The 21,162-nt window shown below is 61.2% G+C and carries 12 protein-coding genes; 8 read left to right on the top strand and 4 right to left on the bottom strand.

Going from position 1 to position 21,162, the window contains the following annotated elements; translation table 11 throughout:
* Positions 1-67 precede the first annotated feature (67 nt).
* From OC71_RS10145 to OC71_RS10120, 6 genes are all read left to right on the top strand, one after another.
* Positions 68-724, top strand: a complete 657-nt coding sequence (locus OC71_RS10145) for a hypothetical protein (RefSeq protein WP_041068172.1) — start codon at positions 68-70, stop codon at positions 722-724.
* Between the two features lie 147 nt (positions 725-871).
* Positions 872-2,170 (top strand): precorrin-3B synthase, encoded by a 1,299-nt coding sequence (gene cobG / locus OC71_RS10140; RefSeq protein WP_371260375.1) that lies wholly within the window; start codon positions 872-874, stop codon positions 2,168-2,170.
* Entirely contained in the window at positions 2,163-2,789 is a 627-nt protein-coding gene (locus tag OC71_RS10135) for a precorrin-8X methylmutase (RefSeq protein WP_041068168.1), read from the top strand. The genes cobG and OC71_RS10135 overlap by 8 nt, the downstream gene beginning before the upstream one ends.
* A complete protein-coding gene (locus OC71_RS10130; protein ID WP_371260372.1) occupies positions 2,786-3,520 on the top strand; it encodes a precorrin-2 C(20)-methyltransferase in 735 nt (244 codons plus the stop codon). The genes OC71_RS10135 and OC71_RS10130 overlap by 4 nt, the downstream gene beginning before the upstream one ends.
* Positions 3,520-5,220, top strand: a complete 1,701-nt coding sequence (gene cobJ / locus OC71_RS10125; protein WP_041068166.1) for a precorrin-3B C(17)-methyltransferase — start codon at positions 3,520-3,522, stop codon at positions 5,218-5,220. Before OC71_RS10130 ends, cobJ begins: the two co-directional genes overlap by 1 nt.
* Positions 5,221-5,630: 410 nt before the next feature.
* Complete coding sequence (locus OC71_RS10120; RefSeq protein WP_041068164.1) at positions 5,631-12,698, top strand: TcdA/TcdB pore-forming domain-containing protein; 7,068 nt, start codon at positions 5,631-5,633, stop codon at positions 12,696-12,698.
* Positions 12,699-12,797: 99 nt separating this feature from the next.
* Here OC71_RS10120 and OC71_RS10115 read toward each other — a convergent pair whose 3' ends face one another.
* The gene (locus OC71_RS10115) at positions 12,798-13,394 is read right to left on the bottom strand and encodes a MarC family protein (RefSeq protein WP_003221263.1); all 597 of its coding nucleotides are present in this window, start codon (positions 13,392-13,394) and stop codon (positions 12,798-12,800) included.
* Positions 13,395-13,632: 238 nt separating this feature from the next.
* Here OC71_RS10115 and OC71_RS10110 point away from each other — a divergent pair, with 238 nt between their 5' ends.
* Complete coding sequence (locus OC71_RS10110) at positions 13,633-14,415, top strand: hypothetical protein (protein ID WP_041068162.1); 783 nt, start codon at positions 13,633-13,635, stop codon at positions 14,413-14,415.
* A gap of 60 nt (positions 14,416-14,475) precedes the next feature.
* Positions 14,476-15,165, top strand: a complete 690-nt coding sequence (locus tag OC71_RS10105) for a hypothetical protein (RefSeq protein ID WP_041068160.1) — start codon at positions 14,476-14,478, stop codon at positions 15,163-15,165.
* A gap of 50 nt (positions 15,166-15,215) precedes the next feature.
* On the opposite strand, the gene OC71_RS10100 is transcribed toward OC71_RS10105, so the two are convergent.
* The 3 genes from OC71_RS10100 to purH form a co-directional block, all read right to left on the bottom strand.
* A complete protein-coding gene (locus OC71_RS10100) occupies positions 15,216-17,990 on the bottom strand; it encodes a hybrid sensor histidine kinase/response regulator (RefSeq protein WP_041068158.1) in 2,775 nt (924 codons plus the stop codon).
* Positions 17,991-18,089: 99 nt separating this feature from the next.
* Positions 18,090-19,385, bottom strand: a complete 1,296-nt coding sequence (gene purD / locus OC71_RS10095; RefSeq protein WP_041068156.1) for a phosphoribosylamine--glycine ligase — start codon at positions 19,383-19,385, stop codon at positions 18,090-18,092.
* A 154-nt stretch (positions 19,386-19,539) separates the two neighbouring features.
* Positions 19,540-21,147: a bifunctional phosphoribosylaminoimidazolecarboxamide formyltransferase/IMP cyclohydrolase gene (purH, locus tag OC71_RS10090; protein WP_041068154.1), complete on the bottom strand. Its 1,608-nt coding sequence runs from the start codon at positions 21,145-21,147 to the stop codon at positions 19,540-19,542.
* Positions 21,148-21,162: the final 15 nt, after the last annotated feature.

Genomic DNA, 21,162 nt, shown 5'->3' with positions numbered 1-21,162 from the left:
TCAGTCTTTTAATAAGTCTGGCGCAATAGATCGATAAATAATCAATGCCAAGTTGGCAGGAGATGATATGGATATCAGTTCCAATACACGTTTAAGTCAGAATAACGCAGTGGCCGTTAACAATATGTTATTCACCGGCCTGGAAGGTCGGGCCGAGGCCGATAACAACTTTGTGAAGCACTGCATTTATCTCGCGCAGATCAAGGCGGACGGCGTTTATAACAGCAGTACTCAGCCTGCGCAGTGGTTCGATCATTTTGCCGGCATCCTCTGGTCGTTTGGCTGGAGTCTTGAGGAACAGCCAGTGGTGCTGGTCCAGACGGCGTTTTCCGGGAGTGTGCAGGAGGCATGGCGGCGATTGACTGCGCCGTTGCTCGCGCGTTCGCAACTGACCCAGGTTGAAGCGGGACTTGCAGCGCTGGAAAAAGATGCGGCGTTGTTGAAGCAGTTTTCAGCGCTCAGTGGCAAAACTTTCAACTCGCACATTTTGCCGGTCAGTCAGAACACCCATGACGAGCTGGTGGTGGTACTCAGCCATATCCGCTTTATCAAGTTGGTACTCAATACCAACTATCTGTTCTGGCAGGTTCATCAACCCATGTCACAACTGGACATTCGCGCCAGAAAGCTGCTGATCAAGCGCCGGGCCATGGATGCCAACCGGGCAAGTGTGGAGCAAGCCATTCGCGAGAATGCGTCCAGGTTTGAGGAATACCAACTCTGAAGCAGCGCCTGACAGCGGGAATTGCAGCCTGGGTGCAGTTTCCGACCGGCAGGCATTTTCATGCGCTCGGGCAAAGCAGGCATAATGGCGACCTTTCGCCCACCACAGCGCTGCCAGCCAGCCGGTCATCCCTTGAACGAACGCCCTCTGTCCACCGCTCTGCGCCCCTCGGCTTGTCCGGGGTTGCTGCGTATCGTCCAGGCGCTGGACGGCGGCATCTGCCGGATCAAGCTCAATGGCGGTTCGATCACTGCCGATCAGGCCGATGCGGTGGCCAATGCCGCCGAGCGTTTCGCCCGTGGGGAAATCGAGGCGACCAACCGCGCCAATCTGCAGATTCGCGGCATCGGTGAGCAGTCAGCGGTATTGACCGACAGCTTGCTGGCCGCCGGCCTCGGGCCGCAAACCGCAGCGGGTGACGATGTACGCAACCTGATGCTCAGCCCGAGCGCCGGTATCGATCGGCGGTTGCTATTCGATACCCGGCCTCTGGCTGAACAGATTCTGCTGACATTGCAGACGCATCCGCGCTTTCCCGAGTTGAGCGCCAAGTTTGCCGTGCAACTGGACGGTGGTGAGGCGATGGCGATGCTCGAACATCCGCATGATCTGTGGTTGTCGGCGTTTGAGTGTGACGATGAAGTCTTGCTGGCGTTCGGTCTGGCCGGCTGTCCGACCGATCGGGCGGCCGGTGCCGTGACCCTGGAAAACGGCCATGCGTTGGTGGTCGCGGTGCTGGAGTTGTTCCTCGAGCGGGCTCGGCCGGAGCAGACGCGCATGCGCCATTTGCTTGATGAATGGCCGATGCCGGCCTTCCTCGAACAGTTGCGCGAACGGGTGGCGATCAAAGCCGTCGTTGCCCGACAGCGCACGCCGCTGGCGGAGGCTCTGCACATCGGTGTTCACCCGCAAAACGCTGCCGACCGGGTGTATGTCGGCGCGGTGCCGGCGCTTGGCCGTCTCGACCCGGTCATGCTGCGTGGCGCCGCCCGGCTGGCCCGCGAGTACGGTGATGGCAGCCTGCGTTTCACCCCGTGGCAAAGTCTGTTGCTGCCGAACGTGAAACCCTCTGACGCGGCGCAAGTCTTGCAAACACTGACGCAATTGCACTGGCTGACCGATGCCAGTGAGCCGCTGTCCAGGCTGATTGCCTGCACCGGTTCCAGCGGTTGCGGCAAAGGCCTGGCCGATACCAAACACGACGCCCGATGGCTGGCGACGCTGTTGCCTCAGGCGCAGAACGTGCACCTGTCCGGCTGCCCGCGCTCTTGCGCGGCGGCCCACCGCGCACCCGCCACATTGCTGGCGATCAGCCCCGGTCATTACGACCTCTATTTTCGCGATGCAGCGCTGCCGGGTTTCGGCACGCTGCACGCACGCAACCTTACTATTGAAGCGGCCGCGATCCTGCTCGACGCCCGCTCACGGAGCCCCCTTGATGCTTGATTACATCCGCGACGGTCAGGAGATCTATCGCAACTCCTTCGCGATCATTCGCAGCGAGGCCAATCTGGCACGCATCCCGGCCGATCTGGAAAAACTCGCGGTGCGGGTGATCCACGCCTGCGGAATGGTCGAGGCCATCGACGGTCTGCAATTCTCCGAGGGCGCCGGCAAGGCCGGGCGCGATGCGTTGGCGGCCGGTGCGCCGATCCTGTGCGATGCGCGGATGGTTTCCGAAGGCGTGACCCGTGCGCGTTTGCCGGCGAACAACCCAGTGATCTGCACCCTGCGCGACGACAGCGTGCCGGAGCTGGCCCGTGAGCTGGGCAACACCCGTTCGGCGGCGGCGCTGGAGTTGTGGCGTCCACACCTGGAAGGCAGCGTGGTGGTGATCGGCAACGCGCCGACCGCACTGTTTTATCTGCTGGAAATGCTCGACGCCGGCGCACCGAAACCGGCGCTGATCCTCGGCTTCCCAGTGGGCTTCGTCGGCGCCGCCGAATCGAAAGCGGCGCTGGCGGCTGACAGTCGCGGTGTACCGTTCGTGATCATGCAAGGCCGGCTCGGCGGCAGTGCCATGGCCGCCGCCGCAGTCAATGCCCTCGCCACGGAGGTCGAATGATGCAGGCAACAGGACGTCTGATCGGCCTTGGCGTGGGCCCCGGTGATCCGGAACTGATTACCGTGAAAGCCCTGCGTCTGCTGCGCGAGTCGCCAGTGGTGGCGTACTTCGTCGCCAAGGGTAAAAAAGGCAATGCGTTCGGCATCATCGAAGCGCACCTGCAGGACGCGCAGAACCTGCTGCCGCTGGTGTACCCGGTGACCACCGAAGTGCTGCCGGCGCCGCTGTCCTACGAGCAAGTGATCAGTGATTTTTACGACGCTGCCGCCGAAGAAGTCGCGGCGCATCTGGACGCCGGGCGCGACGTTGCAGTGATCTGCGAAGGCGATCCGTTCTTCTACGGCTCCTACATGTATCTGCATGACCGGTTGTCCACCCGCTATGAAGCCGAAGTGGTGCCGGGCGTGTGCTCGATGCTTGGCGGCGCCTCGGTACTCGGCGCGCCGCTGGTGTATCGCAACCAGAGCCTGTCGGTGCTCTCCGGTGTACTGCCGCACGAGGATCTGAAGCGGCGTCTGGCCGACGCCGATGCGGCGGTGATCATGAAGCTGGGGCGCAACTTTCCCAAAGTCCGAGCGGTACTCGAAGAGCTCGGTCTGGCTGAGCGGGCGCTGTACGTCGAACGCGCGACCATGGCCAATCAGAAGATCGTACCGCTGGATCAGGTCGAGCCGATGTCCTCGCCGTACTTTTCGCTGATCATCGTACCGGGTGAACGGTGGCAAGGTTGATGACACAGTCCACTCCGGCCATTGTCATCCTCGGACAGAGCGCGCTGGCCACCGCGCGACGTATCCAGCAGGTGTATCCGACGGCGCAGATCCACGGCCTCGCCGGACGCGTCGAAGGCGCCGACCGCCGCTATCAGGAATTCGGCGCAACCCTGCGTGAGCTGTACCAGCAAGACACGCCGATCATTGCCCTGTGCGCGGCCGGCATCGTCATTCGCACCCTGGCGCCGCTGTTGCTGGAAAAAGGTGCTGAACCGGCGGTACTCGCCGTTGCCGAAGACGGCAGCGCCGTGGTGCCGCTGCTCGGTGGCCTCGGCGGGGTGAATGTCATGGCCCGGGAAATCGCTGGCGCATTGCAGGTCGCAGCGGCGATCACCACCAGTGGCGAATTGCGCTTCGGCACTTGCCTGCTCAATCCACCCAGCGGCTATGCGCTGGCGGATCTGGAACTGGGCAAGCGTTTCGTTTCCGACCTGCTGGCCGGGCACAGCGTGCGCATCGAAGGTGCGGCGCCGTGGCTGGATCAGGCGCAGTTGCCGCAAGACCCGCAGGCGCAGCGCTCGATTCATGTCGGCAGTGCCGAACGTATCGCGAACGCCAACGAGTTGCTGATCTATCCGCGCAGCGTCGCGGTGGCGGTGAGTGCGCAGTTGGAGGACCTGCCGAACGCTGTGCGCGCCGCGTTGCAGCAGGCCGGGGTTGCGCAGCAGGCGCTGGCTTGTCTGCTGGCGGCTGACACGGAAATGGCGTCGGCCAAGCTGCGTGAAGCCGCCATCGAGCTGGGTGTGCCGCTGCGCTTTGTCGCGGCGCACAACGACCTCGACGCGTTGGCGCGTCAGGCACTGCCGCAGGCCACGATCAGCCGTGCCAACGGCTTGGCGATTGCGCGCGCCGAACAGCCGCTGGACGTCGCGCAGATCGGTCGTCAGCGTGGACGCCTGGCGGTGATCGGCCTCGGCCCCGGCGCTGCCGAGCTGATGGTGCCAGCGGTCAAGGCGGAACTGGCACGGGCCACCGATGTGCTCGGTTATGAAACCTATGTGCGCATGGCCGGCCCGTTTCGCGCTGATCAGGTGCAGCACTGCACCGACAATCGCGAAGAAATGCAGCGCGCCCGCCACGCCTTCCGGCTGGCGGCCGAGGGGCGTTCGGTCATCGTGGTCTCGTCCGGCGACCCCGGCGTTTTCGCCATGGCCGCAGCGGTGCTTGAAGCATTGCACGAGTCGACCGATCCGGCCTGGCACAGCGTCGAGCTGGAAATCCTGCCGGGAGTGTCCGCCTCGCTCGCCACGGCTGCGCAAGCGGGTGCGCCGCTGGGTCATGATTTCTGCGTGATGTCGCTGTCGGATAACCTCAAACCGTGGTCGATCATCGAGAAGCGTCTGGATCTGGCGGCCGCCGCCGATCTGGCCCTGGCCTTCTACAATCCGATCTCCCGGGCGCGTCCGTGGCAACTGGGCCGTGCACTGGAAATCGTTGCGCAACATCGCACTGCGGCGACGCCGGTGGTGTTGGGGCGCGACATCGGTCGGCCGGGGCAGTCCCTGCGGGTCACCACACTGGGGCAACTGACCCCGGATCAGGTGGACATGCGCACCATGGTGCTGATTGGTTCTTCGACCACGTGCACATTCCCCAAGGCCGAAGGTGGCGAGTGGGTCTACACGCCGCGCTGGTACGGCGAAAAGCCGCAGTCATGAGCGCAGGCGAGGGGGCTTGCTCCCTCGCCGTGCCGGACATGGCGGGTAGATTGTTTCCGGATTTGCCGATGTCATATCTTTCAGCAGGGCGTGTGTGATTTGCTCCATTGCCGCGTGGGCTCTTTCTTGTGACTTACATTTTGTCGGACTTATCCTGAATCTTGATTGGCCGCAGTAAAAGTCGATGCGCAGTTGTGCCGCCGACTTTCGCAGTTTTTTTAATTTATTGATCAGGGTTGTCGCAATAACTTGTTGCGGTTACATGCGTTATCAGTTGTTTTTTAGTCGCCTGTTTTGACATGTATTGAAAGTTCTGAAGTTTGAGTGTGAATTTGCCATTCGTTAACTTCGCTGCCATTCAAGTGCCTGGGTGCACTGATGATGTCGGTCAGAATAACGGAGGAACTTTCATGCGCAATCAACGATTTAAAGATGCCAGTGGTTATGTCAGTTTTATCAATCTGTTCAAACAGGCTGATCTCGAGCAGGCCCTGTTGGTACACCGGGACAGTGACGTTTATCCGTCAGTGTGGCGCTATTACTTTGCATGTATCGGTTTGCTCAATTCTCCGCGACTGATTGAACCCCTGACATTGCTCAAGCATTCCCTGGCGCAGTTGATCGGCGAGCCGCGTGTGCGCCGTGACACTCTTGGCCAGTCTGAGCCGCCGAAAAACTCTTTATCGGGTATTTACAACAATATCCAGGCGTTTGAGACCCGTCTGCGAAACAGCGAGATTTACGCGAAGACCGCCGCCACTCCGGTTGTAAAAAATCTGCATTTTGTCTGGCTGGGCGGTGGTCTTGGCGCGATCCAGCGAGACTACCTCGACCTGTGGAAGCAGGTATTGAGCGGGCAGGGGTACAACCTCCATCTCTGGTATGACAGTGACGCGCTACTGGCCTGGCAAACCAATCAGTTGATCGTCGAGGCCGCCAAGGCTGACGCCATGCAACATGGCGGTAGCGAGAGTATTACCGACAGCAGACTGGGGACGCTGTACGAAGAACGGGTCATCGTCCTCAAGCAGCAGATGTTCATGCACATCAACGAAGCGCTGGAACGAGGGGAATCGGCGGATGACGCACGGGTCGATTTGTTGACCCGCGCCTACGGCCAGGACGCGGTACAACTGGAAGCCTTGATCGAGCAGAACCGGCGCAGTCTGCTCGATCTGGCAGGCGATGATTTGCAGTTGCGTGACTTGCGTGACCTCGACGCACCGCTGCGACTGCAAGCCATCTATGAGCGCGAGACCCGGTTGCGCGGTAATCTGGCCGCCGCCTCCGACGTGGTGCGGGCCGAGGCGTTGTACGAGGAGGGCGGTCGCTACGTCGATGTCGATAACCTGCCGCCCCTGGTCAAAACCATGGGCGGGGTCGACATCAGTGCGTTCGGCGGCGACGCGCGCCTTGGCGTTCTGCAGCTGCTGCTCGATCACAATCCGCACTGGATGCCGGGACGCCAGGCATTGCGCGACCGGTACACCGATTATCTGGGCCGGATTCCCGACGAACACCGCGCCGCGCTGGAGGCTTTTGCCCGGCAGCAACCGGCACTGCACGAGGTGTTCCAGGCGCCGGCCGAGCTGCTTGTGCGCCCGCAGGACCTGCGCGCTGTTGCCGTGCAGAACACGTTGAGCAACTCGTTTCTGATGGCTCATGCGCAATCGCCGATGCTCAACAGCGTGATCGAGCGGTTCCGGTTCAACTATCAGGCCATTGACCAGACGGCCCGCCTCGCTGCCAAGCGAGGCGTCGCATTGAGCGATTTTGACGGCATGACAGAGCTGGCACGGGAAGTACTCGAGCAGGCATTTGGCCCTCTGGCCGAACTGTCGATGACCGAGGACGTGGCGGCCAACTTTCTGATGCTGGCCATCGCGGGCTACTTCAGTGACGGCATTCGCCCGCAGAGCGAGGGGACGATTTATCTGACCGGACCCGCCGCGATGCGCGATGGCATGGCCGATTACGCACGGCGCAATTTCGTCCCGCGCGAGGAGGAAACCTTGCGTGTGGAAGCGGCTATCGAGCCATTGTGGATGGTCAACGACAAGACCGAGGAAGAGCAGGACCACTCCTGGAAAGACAACGCCGTTGATGTCGAGCAGTGGGTGCTCGACGAGCAGCAGCGCTGGCACGAAGGACAGTACAGCGCGCGCTACCGCGGCGATGTAAAAGCATTGTTGACCCAGCAGAGCATAACGTTCGAGGAGGGCTGGCCGGTTATCGAGGGCCGGCCAGTGCTGTTGACGCAGGTGCTGCAACGGATGATCGACAGACTCGGTGAACCGTTCGTGGTCGCGATGCGCGACGGACATAACGGCCCATTATGGTTTCCTGACGGGCCGGGGCTCAGCTTCGATGATCGCCAGGCCATCAAGGCCCAGCCCGTCACTTTGCAGGCTCCGGCGTCGCTCAGCGATGCGCGGATTCAGGGGCTGGCGCTGGATGAGTTGCTAAGCGGCATTGCCGAGGGTTCGCTGCCGTTCTTTCAGATCAGTCCGTTGCAACGGGTGGTGTTGGGACAGATGCTCGGCGCACGCTCACTGGATAACTCAAGTCTCACGCAACTTGCCTCCGAGCTGGATAATCTGGCCAACAGCGTTGCCGAGTTAGGGGCGTCGGTGCGTTATGCGGCCATTGAACGCCATCTGTATCAGCAGCGAGCCCCGCAATTCATGGCTGGTCTCGCCAGTCATGTCGAGCAGCCGATGATGTCGTCAGACAGTGCGTTGACGCTGAAGCGAGCCGCGCTGTCGCAGGCGCACACGCTGTTTCAATGGGGGCGTCATGTTGCCCATTTTCAGACCGTCGCCACCCGCGAGCATCGCGAGCAGGTGATCCTGCGGCTGGGTCAGGTGCTGGGGCAAATCGAGGCCAGTGACGTCAAACTGGTGCCGCAGGACCTGTTGCTCGAAGGGCCGGGCGATCCCGGTGGCCGCTGTTACCCGCTGGCGCTGATCATGAGTGCTGCTCTGGAGCAGGGCGTTGTCGCGTCGCGACGATTGCGCGAGCGGTTCTTTCTGGCCACTGCCGAGCCGCAGCAGCACGATTCAATGATGTTTCTGGAGGCGCTCGAAGAGTTGCGCGGCGTGCAATTGCACGACATCGGCAAGCCGTTGGGGCGGGTCGATCTGCAACAGCTCGGCACCACGCTGGAAGCGTTCGCCAGCCCGCGCACGCTGATGCTCAACTCGGACAACCACGCCATGCTGGTGGCGAAAACCTTCAAGGGTGGGCACGCCACCTATCACTTTTATGATCCCAATTTCGGCGTGTTCGAGTTCAGCCAGCCGGATCAGTTTCAGCTGGCACTGACTGACCTTTTCCAGAAACAGGGCATGGCGAAATACTATGCGGCCTATGGCGACAACGCGCGTCCGACCTTTGATCTGATCGAGCTGCAGGGGCAAAGGATATCGGCCCTGAATCTGTCCGGCGGATTTAGCGTCGGGCAATTGCTGGAGTCCGACAATGTGTTGCCGGAGCAGGCACAGCGGCCAATCCGTCGGCGCTTGAACAGTGCTCGCGGCCATTCGTTGGTCAGCAATCCGCACCTGGGGCGCAGCCTGCGCGATCTGGACAGTCATTGGTGGGGACAGCAGATTGCCCAGGCAACTGACGCTTTACAGCACTTGCATGCTTCGGCAAAACCGTTGGTGCCGTTGTTCGAAACCCTGGAGATGATGCCCACCGGCGAGTTCCGGATCAACCTGATCGATCCCGCGCAAACCGAGCATGTGGTACAGGTGGTCAGCAGCGATCATCGCCTGCTGCGCATCAGAAATTATCTGTCGGAGCAGTTTTCGACACTGGGCACCCGAGCCACGCCGCAGATGGTTGAGGCCGGTGCCGTTCACACCCTCAATACCGGCTTCACGATCCAGGCACTGATGAACGTCTTGCGTGGACGAGAGGGGGATGGCCGCACCTTGACCACCGCCGTCAGGTTGCATGCTTACGTCAATTACGCGCAATTGCTGCACGGCAATGTCACCGACGTCGCCGGTCTGCTCAGTCTGATCAAGACCGCACTCAATGAGGAGAAAGTCATTGCCCGTACCTGTGCGCCCGTGGTTGGCGAGGCGCTGGGACACGTCGCCAACGAAGGCGTGGGCGCGGTGCTGGGGCTGGCCAATGTCGGCTTCGACATCTACCAATTGGCGACGGCAGACAACGAGGTCGAGCGCGCGCAGTTCGGCACTCAGTTGGCCTTCGACGCCACCAGTCTGGCGTTGACCGCTGGTGGTCTGGGAGCCGGCACGGCGGGCGCGGCGACTGCAGCCGCTGTGCTCGGCGGCGCCGGGGTGTTGCTGGGCGGCTTGGCTGTGGGTGTGGCGGCACTGGCTCAGGGGTTCGCCAGGATCGCCGGGCAGGCGCAGGAAGTGGGGCTGTTTTTCGATGATCTGGAGCGGGCCTGTCGCGGTGTCGGTTATCGTTATGACGACGGGCTTGGGGCGTGGGTCGCTCACCCCTCGCTGGTGGTTCAGAGCCTGGACTTCAATCGCGCGATGATGGTACTCGACAGCCCGAAGGTGTATCGGCTGCGCGACCATTTCGGGGTGCCGGGTATCAACCCGGATGATCAACAAGCACTCGATCTGCGGCGTGAGCTGGGGCTGCCAGGCTACATCCGCTTCGATCCGCCGAGCACGCAGCTGGTCGTCCTGCCATGCACGCCGACCACCTACTACGGTTACGAATACAAGGCGCTGCCGTTCTCGACGCTGCGTCACGACACCGGTTTCGATACGGCCCGCAAGCTGGAGAAAAAGGATGCGGCTGGCCAGTGGCAGTTCCTGTTTTCGTTCTACTCTTTTCCCACGCACTACATCATCAACCGTCTGATACCGTCGTATCGCTCAACCGTGATCGAGGTGCGGCTGGATGCCCGCGAACGTGCGCTGGCAGTCCCCATGACGCCGCCGGTCTGGCACGACAAGTTGTCGTATCGCATCGAAGGAGCGGGCGGCGCCTGTTCACTGATTCTCAATCGTGGGGTCGATGTCCAGTTGCAGTCTCCCAGCCTGCAGCTGTGTCGCTGGAAGCTGGTCGCCACCTGGGCCAGCGAAAGGGATGTGCGGATTGACGCCGCCGGGGTTCTTGCGGTGGGCGGTGTGAAGGTGACGTTCACCGGCAGAGGACGGCATGACGTCACGCTGCAACTGACCGGGCGACAAACGTTCAAGGTCAACCGCGGTGACGCACGACTGGACATTCTCGAGCAGGACGCGCCAGCCGGGGAGCATGAGCAGTCGCTGCTTACGCATTACCAGAGGCTGGCCCGGGAGCATCGGCTGGTGATGCCTTACACGCCGGTTCATCACTTTCCGATTCCTTTCGAGCCCGAGGGACAACCGCGCTACACCACGGCCTGGTACGACGCTGCCAAGGATCGTTTTCTGTACATTCGCAGTGAAGAGGTACTCGCGGCCGATGAAATGCTGCTGGCGGCGGTGGTCGACGATTCTGCGTTTTTCTATGAGACGCACAACTACGATATCTGGCAGGTCGATGCCGTCAGCGGTTTACTCAAATGCCGTTACCGGCTGCTGGTGATGAAGGGGCAGAGCAGCGTGCGGCGTATCGATGTCGATGCCCAAGGGGTGATTCACATCGAGCAACAATGTCAGGGGGCCGATCAGCAAGTCACGCAGTTCAATTACCTGATCCGTGAGGGCCAGCTGCAGCTGGTTGCGGTGAGCCGAGAGATGGACCGTGACTTGGGCCAGCGAGTGTTCGCCAATCCGACCCTGACACATTGGTCGGCGGTGCTGGGTCACTATTTCCCGTTATCGCCGGTGCCCGAACGCGCAGGCGTCACCACCGTCGACTGGCAACCGGCCGCCTACGTGTCGGTGTGCTGGAAGTTCAATCCGGACAAGCGCGATCTGGTCTGGATTCGCAGCCGGGACCTGTTGTGCATTCATCCGTTTGCCTCTGGGCGTCACCGCGGTTGGGCCGATTCGATCAAGCATCTAGATGATCTGGTGCTGCTGCCGGTCAACGACGAGCACGCGCTGTTTTTCATCTACGACCGGCTGGCGCAAAAACTGTGCAGGGTGCAACGCAGCGCGCCCGCAGGCAGCGAGCGTTGGCCGGCGCAATGGACGCATCAATGGCTTCAGCCTGACGGACTGAATGACGTGGTGCCGGTACAGGACGGGTATCTGGCCCTGACCGATGACGGCTTGTTCTTCAATCTGACCGCCGAGGGTGAAGTGCAGCTGGGTGGCTTGAGTGAGCGCTGGCTCAAGGGACGGGCCCAGTGGTGGCAAGCATTGGAAGCGCTGGCAGCGAAGTACCCGATCGACAGTTTTGCCATTCTGGGTGTGCGCAACGCCACCGGTGATCGCAACCTGTGTGCCTGGTACGTGGATAACCGCGTGCTGCTGTGCGACCCGGGGCACGACCGGGAAATGCGCCTGCTCGGCGTGACCCCGGACAATCGGGCGGTCTGGCTGTTGGACGTCGGCAGCGGTGAGATCTTGAGTCAGCTGTTCTTTGACAGTCGACAGCTCGCAGCAGCCTTCGGCGGTGGCGCACAGTTACTGGCGGGCGAGCTGTTGCCGGCACCGCAGGCCGAGTGGGACGACTGGCGGTTCAGCACCGTGAGCAATGATGGCTCCGGTCTGCGCGGGACGTCAGCCGATGGCGTGTCTCTCGAGCTGCGATATCAGGAACCTGAACGAATCATTGGCGTCGATCATCAGTGGGCAAGCGAACACGCAGAGCATTTGCCAGAGGCTCTGCAGGCATTGCTGGAGACTGCCGAGCATGCTCCCTACATCGCCGTGGAGTCCGACGCGGGCAAACTGCAATGGTTCGACGTGGCGAATGCCCGATTGATCCGGATCGCGGGCCAGAACCTGCCGCACGATTGCGAATTGCTCGGCACGCGCCATCGGCATGTGCTGTTGCACGAGCGCGCGGCACACTGTGTGTTCGTCTACCCCGATCACCAGAGCATTGGCCCTTTCGAATATATGCGGCGCGACGCCGAGGTGTTGGTGGTCGAGGGCCAGAAACAGGTCGACGACCTCTTGCCACTGATCGCTGATGACGTGAGTTGTCTGGTATTGCGCGTGGGGCAGGGTGGTGTGACGTATCACCTGTCGAAGGCCAGCTGGTTGCGGCTGGAATCGGTCATCGTCGATTGTCGTCCCCCACTGGGCGAGGCTCCGGTGATTCCCGGCAAGCTGGTCTGGGCGCTGGACGCTCCGCAAAAACTGCAACTGTCGTTTGTCGACGAGCACTTGCTGATCGTCGACCCGGATCGCCAGCACAGCCTGATCCTGAGGGATGTGTGCTCGCGGGATCCGGCGATGCGCGGCGACGTCTTCCTCGGCTTCGAGGGCAAGCGCTCCCATGCGGTATCGAGTCTGGTGCAAAGGCTGCGTGAAGTCGTCGAGGTCGATGATGCTGACGGCAGTGCAACGCTTGCGCAGTTGCTGGGAGCCGTGCCGGCCTGACGTGGAGGGGAAAATGACCAGGCCTGCGCAGATTTCTGCGCGGGCCTTTTTACTGATTCTGTCTCGTCCTGAATAAGGTTTGCACCGGCTGACTTCACCTCAGGAAACCAGATAGCCCTTCACCCCGGTAAAGATGATCTGCGCCGCCAGCGCGCAAACAAACAGGCCCATCAACCGACTGACAATCTGCAAGCCTTGGTCGCCGAGAATCCGCTCGATGTGATTGGACAGGTACAGCACCACGCCGACGGTGAAGCTGGCAAGGGTGATACTCATGATCGCGGTCAGTTTATCGTCCCAGTGCGGCTGGCTGACGCCCATCACCAGCAGGGCGCCGATGGTGCCCGGGCCGACGGTCAGCGGGATGGTCAGCGGAACAATCGTCACGTCCTGCTGCACGTTGTCACTCTGCACCACCGGCTTGCCCTGGGCCATGCCCAACGCCGAGATGAACAACACGCTGCCGGCACCGATGCGGAATGCGTCCGCCGTGATCCCGAACACATCGAAAATCACCCGCCCGAACAGGTACAGCAAGACGCTGGATACCAGCGTGGCAATCGCCACTTTCCAGGCCAGGCGCCGCTGCTCCTTGCGCGAGTAGCCACGCGTCAGGCTGATGAAGCAGGACAACACGAAGAAGGGGCTGTAGAGCACCAGCATCTTCAGGTAAACGCTGAATAACACGTGGAGCATGGTGTTGGCTCGCGGCGGCAGATGGACAGAGCGGAGTCTATCAGCCGGTTTAATTTTTGGGGGGATGGCGAAAACAAATATCCACGGAGTAACTAAACAAGTTGTAGTTTTGAAATGCGTGTTTTTCGGGTCTTGTTATTAGCAAGTTACATGTTCTGGTTTGTGGTTTTTTATTGTTCTGTTTATTGTTCTTTCGCGGGTTCAAGAGGAGCTCGTTTTAATTAATAAGGATTTGATAATGAATATTCATGATGTTGAAGATTGCGCCGTTGCTGAGTGTGTCCACCGCTTGCAGAGTTATGAACTGGACGGCGCGGCTATTCGTCCTCGTGGCCTTTCGCTGCCGGCGATCGAAGAGCCGGGCAAGGGTTCCATCGTCGGTGAAGGCATTCTGTCCTTTACCGGAAACTTGAGTGAACAGAATCGCGAAGATGTGCAACACGCGTTCCTGTTCGCCACGCTGGTCGCCAACAAGAAGTATCCGTACGAATATCAGGGCAAGGAATGGTACTACCTGTTTCTGCAAGTGATGACCGATGCCGGCTGGCTGCCAACGAGCAAGTACTACAACGACATGAACATCGGCGGTAATACCGTACGGATGGATCAACTGGTGCTGGAGATCCTCGGCAGCGTCGTGGCCGGGCTTGCTGTGCCGGGCTCGGCTTCGGTGTTGATGCTGAAAGTCGCAGGCGACGCCATTACCGCCCTGAAAAAGCGTGAAACCGCGCTGACGCTGTACGAGCGCAACATGCTTGAACATGGTGTCGGCGGTATGGCGGCGGGCACGTGTACCGAAATCAATGGCGAAGTCACCATGGCCTTGGGGACTGTGCGTTTCATCCGCAAGAACACGGCCAAGCAAGTGTTGTTCATGGATTGGGATTCGCGTGAAGTGAAACTCTATCGGGGTGATTCGGTATTCCGCAAAGTGCCTTCTATCGTCGAGCAAACTCGCGATACCATCCGCGTCAAACTGGGTTTGAACGCAAAAACCAAGATCGAAGATTACGAGATCTGACTGAGTGTTATTGATAGGGCGGCCGTTATTGGTCCGCCCTTTTTCCATTGAGGGTTGATAATGGCTCGGTTATACACGTTGTTGGCGGTAGGGCATGCTGTTTTGGCGTTGCCGGAATCTGGACGCCGCACGGATTACGATGATCTCGTTCAATCAGGTCTTTTGGCGCAACTGGTCGCCAATAAAAAAATCGAAGACGCGAAAGTTGAAAGTTGGTACGACGCTTATATCGCTGTGCTGGATGACTTCTGGGTGCGAAGCGTGAAGTTGCGCGAGGATTTCTCTGTCGCTCAGGCAGATACGGGTTCGGCGCTGGAGTGGGCCACGATAGTGTTGGCCAATAACGCTGGCAACGATCCGGCACTTGGCGGGCTGATGGCATATGCGGCGCGAATCACTGACGGTGTTTCGGCAGTGCAGACGTTGCCCGAGCCGCCTGGCGAGGCGCTCATGCAGACGCCGAGGCCTGCGCTTCAGGTGGTGCGCCTGCTGACCATTGCTGCGCAGAGTCCGACATCGATCAGCAGCCTTTATCTTGAGTTCAAGACGCGACAGACGCTGGCTGCCAATCCGTGGTCGCAGCGTTTCGCGAGCGCTGAAGTTGAAGGTCTGGTGTGTGTGCGTTATGCGCAAGCGACGCTGTCACAAACGCTCTACGCGCTATCGCGTCAGGCCGTGGCGCGAAAGCTTGGAGATCGACTGGCGCAGAACGTGGCGCCATTGGCTGAGGCAATCGATCTCGGTGTCTGAGGCGGATTGCCTGGGAGCTGCAAGCGCTTTCGGGCGATGAACGGCAATCGTCAGAAAGTCGAGGCCGTACGGTTCTGCTGATCACGCTGGGCCACCCAGTGCTCGATCAGCTCGCGCAGTTGCGACAACTCCACCGGTTTGGCCATGTGCCCGTCCATCCCGGCCTGGCGCGCGCGTTCCTTGTGCTCGGCGAGGATGTGCGCGGTCAGCGCGACAATCGGTGTGCGGATGCGCTGATTGCTGACTTCCCACGCGCGCAATTGCTGGGTCGCCGAGAAACCGTCGAGGATCGGCATTTCGCAGTCCATCAGCACCAGGTCGTAACGCTGAGCCTTCATCGCCTGCAGGGCTTCTTCGCCGTTGCTGGCAGTGTCCGGTTGCAGGTTGAGTTTACCGAGCATGCCGCGAATCACTTTGGTCGAAATCGTGTTGTCTTCGGCGACGAGAATGCGGAAATCGCTCGGCACCTTGGCGGCGGTCGCGGGGGTGACCACTTGCGGCTGGAACACCACCTGCCCCTTGTTGCGCTGGTTCAACTCGTCGGCCAGCGTGGTCTTGAGCGTGTAGCCGGCCACCGGTTTGGCGAGGATGCGTTTGATCCCGGAGTTGCGCGCGATGATCTTGCTCGGCGCGTTGCTGATGCCGGTGAGCATGATCAGCAGAATATCGTGGTTCAGACTCGGGTCTTCCTTGATCTTGGCCGCCAGTTGCATGCCAGTCATGCCGGGCATGTTCTGGTCCAGCAGCACCACATCAAAGTAGTCACGCAGATGCGCCTTGGTGCGCAGCAGCGCCAAGGCTTCCTTGCCCGAGGGCACTGCACTGACGTTCAGGCCCCAGGCGCTGCATTGCTGCACCAGCACCTTGCGGCAGGTGTCGTTGTCGTCCACCACCAGCACGCGCGCACCTTGCAGCGGGCCGTCGAGGTCGGAGGTCGGGTGTTCGAGACGGTCCGGGTCCAGTGGCAGGGTCAGCCACAAGGTACTGCCCTGATTGGCGCCGCTCTTGATCCCGAACTCGCCGTGCATCAGGCGGATCAGTTGCCGGGCGATCACCAGCCCAAGGTTGCCACCCAAACGGTTGGCCGAGAGGAAGTGCTTGCTGTGCAACTCGGCGTGCAGCAGCGCATCGCGCTCTTCTGCCTCCATCGGCTGGCCACTGTCCTGCACGGCGATGCGCAGGCGCGGCTTGACGCTGCGCTCGTCGAGGGCGACGACGATCAGCACTTCGCCTTCGTCGGTTTTTTTCAGGGCATTTTCCAGCAGGCTCAGCAGGGTCTGGCGCAAGCGGGTCGGGTCGCCGCTGATCACGCGCGGTACCTGTGGCTGGATGAAACTGATCAGCTCGACGTTTTGCTGTTCGGCCTTGGCCCGGTAGATGCTCAGGCAGTCGTCGATCAAAGCATTGAGGTCGAACTGCACATCGTCCAGTTCGATCTGTCCGGATTCGAGCTTGGAAATGTCGAGAATCTCGTTGATCAACGTCAGCAGTTCGTTGCCGGCACTGTGGATGGTTTGCACGTAATCACGTTGCTTGACCGACAGTGGTGTGCCCAGCAGCAGCTCGGTCATGCCCAGCACGCCGTTCATCGGGGTGCGGATTTCGTGGCTGATCTTGGCGAGGAACTCGGCTTTGGCGTTGATCTCGGCATTGCTCGCGGCTAGGTCGCGGCTGATGCTGAAACGGCTTTCGGTGATGCTGCGCTGGCGTTCACCCAAGGCGATGCTCATCAGCAAGCCACTGATGCAGATGAAACCCATCAGGGTCATGATCAGGCCTTGCGGCGCCACCAGGGTCAGCCCCAGCAGGGCCGGCAGGATGATCAGCGTGCCGATGTTGAACACCACCATCCCGGCAACGAACAGCCGCGCCGGACGGTAGCCCTTCTGCCAGTGATAGAAGCCGACCAGCAACATGCTCAGGCCGGCCAGCGCCACCAGCGCGTAGGTGATGATGTTCAGCGGCAGGGTGTTGACGAACAACAGCAGCAGGCTGCAGATCACGATGAACAGAATGTCGCCCAGCAACAGTTTGTTCAGTGGGTGCGGGCCCAGCGGGGCGAAGAAGCGCAGGGCGAACATCAGCCCGGCCGGGGCGGTCAGCAGCAGCGCCAGATAAGCGCCCGGCGTCTGCATCGCGTGCCAGTTCGGCAGCCACGGGCCGGCGAGGTTGAGCAGCAGCAACAGACTCAGGCCCAGCAGGCCTTCGCAGATCGCCAGCCACAGGCTGCTGCGCGAGCGTGAGTAGGCATAGCGCACGAGGTTGTGCAGCAGCAACATGCCGAGGCAACCGAACAGCAGGCCGAAAATCAGCGTCTGGTTCTGATTGGCGGCACTCATCACCGCCGATTGCAGAGTGATGTGCGGGCGCAGCTGATGGTCGGAGACCATGCGCAGATAGATGTCGAGTGGCTTGTCGCTTTGCGGCAGCGGTAGCAGGAAGTCGCTGCTGGGCAGTGGTCGCTCGGCCTGCGGCTGGTGGGTGCCGGAGAGGCGTTGCTCGATCAGCTTGTCGCCGTCCAGCACGTACAGACTGAGACTGGACAGGTCGGGCGCAAAGATACGCAGCACTTGCTCGTGCTTGCCCGGCGCCAGTTTGAAGCGCAGCCAGAGTGCGCCATCGGGCTCGGCCGCCGTGAGGCGATCAAGTTCGATGGGACTGAATTGATTGGTGTAGCGAGCCGAGCGGATATCGCTCAGTTGCAGATTGCCCTGATCGTCAAGCAATACCGACCAGCCACTGCCTTGCGCGGCCAGCGCCGGAAGCATGCAGAGCAAGGTCAGCAGCGTGACGGTGAAGCTTATGGCAATCCTGAGCCAGCGCACGGCGAAATCCCTTCGTAGGTTGATGCCAGAATATAACGATGCGCAGCGGCGGAACAGCCCGGCGAGGGACTGCATCCCGCGCCGGACCTGAAGGACAGCTTATTCCTGGGTTTCGCCACGTTCACGGGCAATGGCGCGGTAGCCAATGTCCTTGCGGTAGAAGCAACCTTCCCAGTCGATGGCGGCGGCCAGCTTGTAGGCTTGCTGCTGCGCTTCGCTGACGCTGGCGCCCATGGCGGTGGCGCAGAGTACGCGACCACCGGCCGTCACCACGTTGCCATCCTTGAGCGCCGTACCGGCGTGGAAGACTTTGCCTTCCAGGCTTGCGGCTGCGTCCAGACCGTTGATCGCTGCACCCTTGGCGTAATCGCCCGGGTAACCGCCGGCCGCCAGCACGATGCCGACGCTCGGACGTGGATCCCACTGCGCTTCAACCTTGTCCAGTGCCTGCGCCAGGGCGGCTTCGACCAGCAGCACCAGGCTCGACTGCAGGCGCAGCATCACCGGTTGGGTCTCCGGGTCACCGAAGCGGCAGTTGAACTCGATGACTTTCGGGTTGCCGGCCTTGTCGATCATCAGACCGGCGTACAGGAAACCGGTGTAGACGTTGCCTTCTTCGGCCATGCCGCGCACGGTCGGCCAGATCACCTGGTCCATCACGCGCTGGTGCACATCGGCGGTGACCACCGGGGCTGGGGAGTAGGCACCCATGCCGCCAGTATTCGGGCCGCTGTCGCCGTCGCCAACACGTTTGTGGTCTTGGCTGGTGGCCATCGGCAGCACGTTCTTGCCGTCGACCATGACGATGAACGAGGCTTCCTCACCGTCGAGGAATTCTTCGATCACCACGCGCTCGCCGGCATCGCCGAACGCATTGCCGGCGAGCATGTCGCGCACGGCGTCTTCGGCTTCGGCCAGGGTCATGGCCACGATCACACCTTTACCGGCGGCCAGGCCATCGGCCTTGATCACGATCGGTGCGCCTTTTTCCCGCAGGTAAGCCAGGGCCGGCTCGATCTCGGTGAAATTCTGGTAGTCGGCGGTCGGAATCTTGTGCCGGGCCAGGAAATCCTTGGTGAAGGCTTTCGAGCCTTCCAGCTGCGCAGCGCCAGCGGTCGGACCGAAGCAGTCCAGGCCACGGGAGCGGAACAGATCGACCACGCCAGCGACCAGCGGTACTTCCGGGCCGACGATGGTCAGGGAAACGTTTTTCTCGGCGAAGTCGGCTAGTTGCTCAAGGGCCAGCACGTCGATGGCGACATTTTCGCACTTGGCTTCAATCGCGGTGCCGGCATTGCCCGGCGCGACAAAAACCTTCTGCACGCGCGGATCCTGAGCCACTTTCCAGGCCAGGGCGTGTTCACGGCCACCGCTGCCAATGATCAAAACATTCATTTCAAAAACCTCGGATGACGCTAATTCTGTTGAGCACCGCAGGGGCGCTTTTCTGTGGGAGCTGGCTTGCCAGCGATGCAGGCGACTCGGTTCATCAGTCAGACCGAGGGGATGCTATCGCTGGCAAGCCAGCTCCCACATTTGAATCGATGTATCAGTGACGGAAGTGGCGCATGCCGGTGAAAACCATCGCGATACCAGCCTCGTCGGCTGCAGCGATCACCTCAGCATCACGCATCGAGCCGCCTGGCTGGATCACTGCCGTGATGCCAACCTTGGCCGCGTTGTCCAGACCGTCGCGGAACGGGAAGAACGCGTCCGATGCCATCACCGAACCCGCCACTTGCAGACCGGCGTGCTCAGCCTTGATCGCGGCGATACGCGCGGAGTTTACGCGGCTCATCTGGCCAGCGCCGACACCGATGGTCTGACGGTTCTTGGCGTAGACGATGGCGTTGGACTTGACGTACTTGGCGACTTTCCAGGCGAAGATCAGGTCGTGGATTTCCTGTTCGGTCGGGGCGCGCTTGGTCACCACTTTCAGGTCGTCGGCGCCGATCATGCCGATGTCGCGGCTCTGCACCAGCAGGCCACCGTTGACGCGCTTGTAGTCCCAGGCCGGAGCGCGATCCGCCGACCACTCGCCGCAGGCCAGCAGACGCACGTTGGCTTTGGCGGCGACGATGGCGCGGGCTTCTGCGCTGACGCTTGGGGCAATGATCACTTCCACGAACTGACGCTCGACGATCGCCTTGGCGGTCTCGGCATCCAGCTCACGGTTGAAGGCGATGATGCCGCCGAAGGCCGACTCGGTGTCGGTGGCGTAGGCCAGTTCGTAGGCCTGACGGATACCGCCCTCGGCGTCCGGGCTCACGGCCACGCCGCACGGGTTGGCGTGCTTGACGATCACGCAGGCCGGCTTGACGAAGCTCTTCACGCATTCCAGCGCGGCGTCGGTGTCGGCCACGTTGTTGTACGACAGCTCTTTGCCTTGCAGTTGGGTCGCGGTGGCGATACCGACTTCGGCAGGCTTGGCTTCCACGTAGAACGCCGCGCTCTGGTGCGGGTTCTCGCCGTAGCGCATTTCCTGAGCCTTGATGAACTGGCTGTTGAAGGTGCGCGGGAACTCGCTGCGGCCTTCGGTGCTCAGGGTTTCGGCAGCCTGATTCACGGTGCCCATGTAGTTGGCGATCATGCCGTCGTAGGCGGCGGTGTGTTCGAAGGCCTTGAGCATCAGGTCGAAACGCTGAGCGTAGGTCAGGCCGCCGGCCTTGAGGTTTTGCAGAACGTTGGCGTAATCGCTGGCATTCACCACGATCGCCACGTCTTTATGGTTTTTCGCCGCCGAACGGACCATGGTCGGGCCGCCGATGTCGATGTTCTCGATAGCGGTCGGCAAGTCGCAGCCTGGCTTGCTGATGGTGGCTTCGAACGGGTACAGGTTGACCGCAACCAGGTCGATCGGCTTGATGCCGTGCTCGCTCATGATCGCGTCGTCGATACCGCGACGACCGAGGATCCCACCGTGGATTTTCGGGTGCAGGGTTTTCACCCGACCGTCCATCATTTCCGCGAAACCGGTGTAATCCGCGACTTCCACTGCGGCAACACCGTTGTCGCGCAGCAGCTTGAACGTCCCGCCGGTGGAGAGGATCTCGACGCCGAGGGCTTCAAGCTCCCTGGCGAACTCGAGGATCCCGGTCTTGTCGGAAACGCTGATCAAGGCGCGGCGGATCGGCAGGCGGGTAGTCTGGTCGGTCATCTCAATTTCCATCAA

Source organism: Pseudomonas sp. W15Feb9B, assembly GCF_000828175.1.
GTDB classification, from domain to species: domain Bacteria; phylum Pseudomonadota; class Gammaproteobacteria; order Pseudomonadales; family Pseudomonadaceae; genus Aquipseudomonas; species Aquipseudomonas parakoreensis.
Note: the sequence above shows the minus strand (reverse complement) of the source record. Positions and strands in the feature narration are given on the sequence as shown.

What these genes read in the sequence shown, in the direction of transcription:
- OC71_RS10145 (WP_041068172.1), top strand. Translation starts at nt 68, where the DNA reads ATGGATATCAGTTCCAATACACGTTTAAGTCAGAATAACGCAGTGGCC.
- OC71_RS10135 (WP_041068168.1), top strand. Translation starts at nt 2,163, where the DNA reads ATGCTTGATTACATCCGCGACGGTCAGGAGATCTATCGCAACTCCTTC.
- OC71_RS10130 (WP_371260372.1), top strand. Translation starts at nt 2,786, where the DNA reads ATGATGCAGGCAACAGGACGTCTGATCGGCCTTGGCGTGGGCCCCGGT.
- cobJ (WP_041068166.1), top strand. Translation starts at nt 3,520, where the DNA reads ATGACACAGTCCACTCCGGCCATTGTCATCCTCGGACAGAGCGCGCTG.
- OC71_RS10120 (WP_041068164.1), top strand. Translation starts at nt 5,631, where the DNA reads ATGCGCAATCAACGATTTAAAGATGCCAGTGGTTATGTCAGTTTTATC.
- OC71_RS10115 (WP_003221263.1), bottom strand. Translation starts at nt 13,394, where the DNA reads ATGCTCCACGTGTTATTCAGCGTTTACCTGAAGATGCTGGTGCTCTAC.
- OC71_RS10110 (WP_041068162.1), top strand. Translation starts at nt 13,633, where the DNA reads ATGAATATTCATGATGTTGAAGATTGCGCCGTTGCTGAGTGTGTCCAC.
- OC71_RS10105 (WP_041068160.1), top strand. Translation starts at nt 14,476, where the DNA reads ATGGCTCGGTTATACACGTTGTTGGCGGTAGGGCATGCTGTTTTGGCG.
- purD (WP_041068156.1), bottom strand. Translation starts at nt 19,385, where the DNA reads ATGAATGTTTTGATCATTGGCAGCGGTGGCCGTGAACACGCCCTGGCC.
- purH (WP_041068154.1), bottom strand. Translation starts at nt 21,147, where the DNA reads ATGACCGACCAGACTACCCGCCTGCCGATCCGCCGCGCCTTGATCAGC.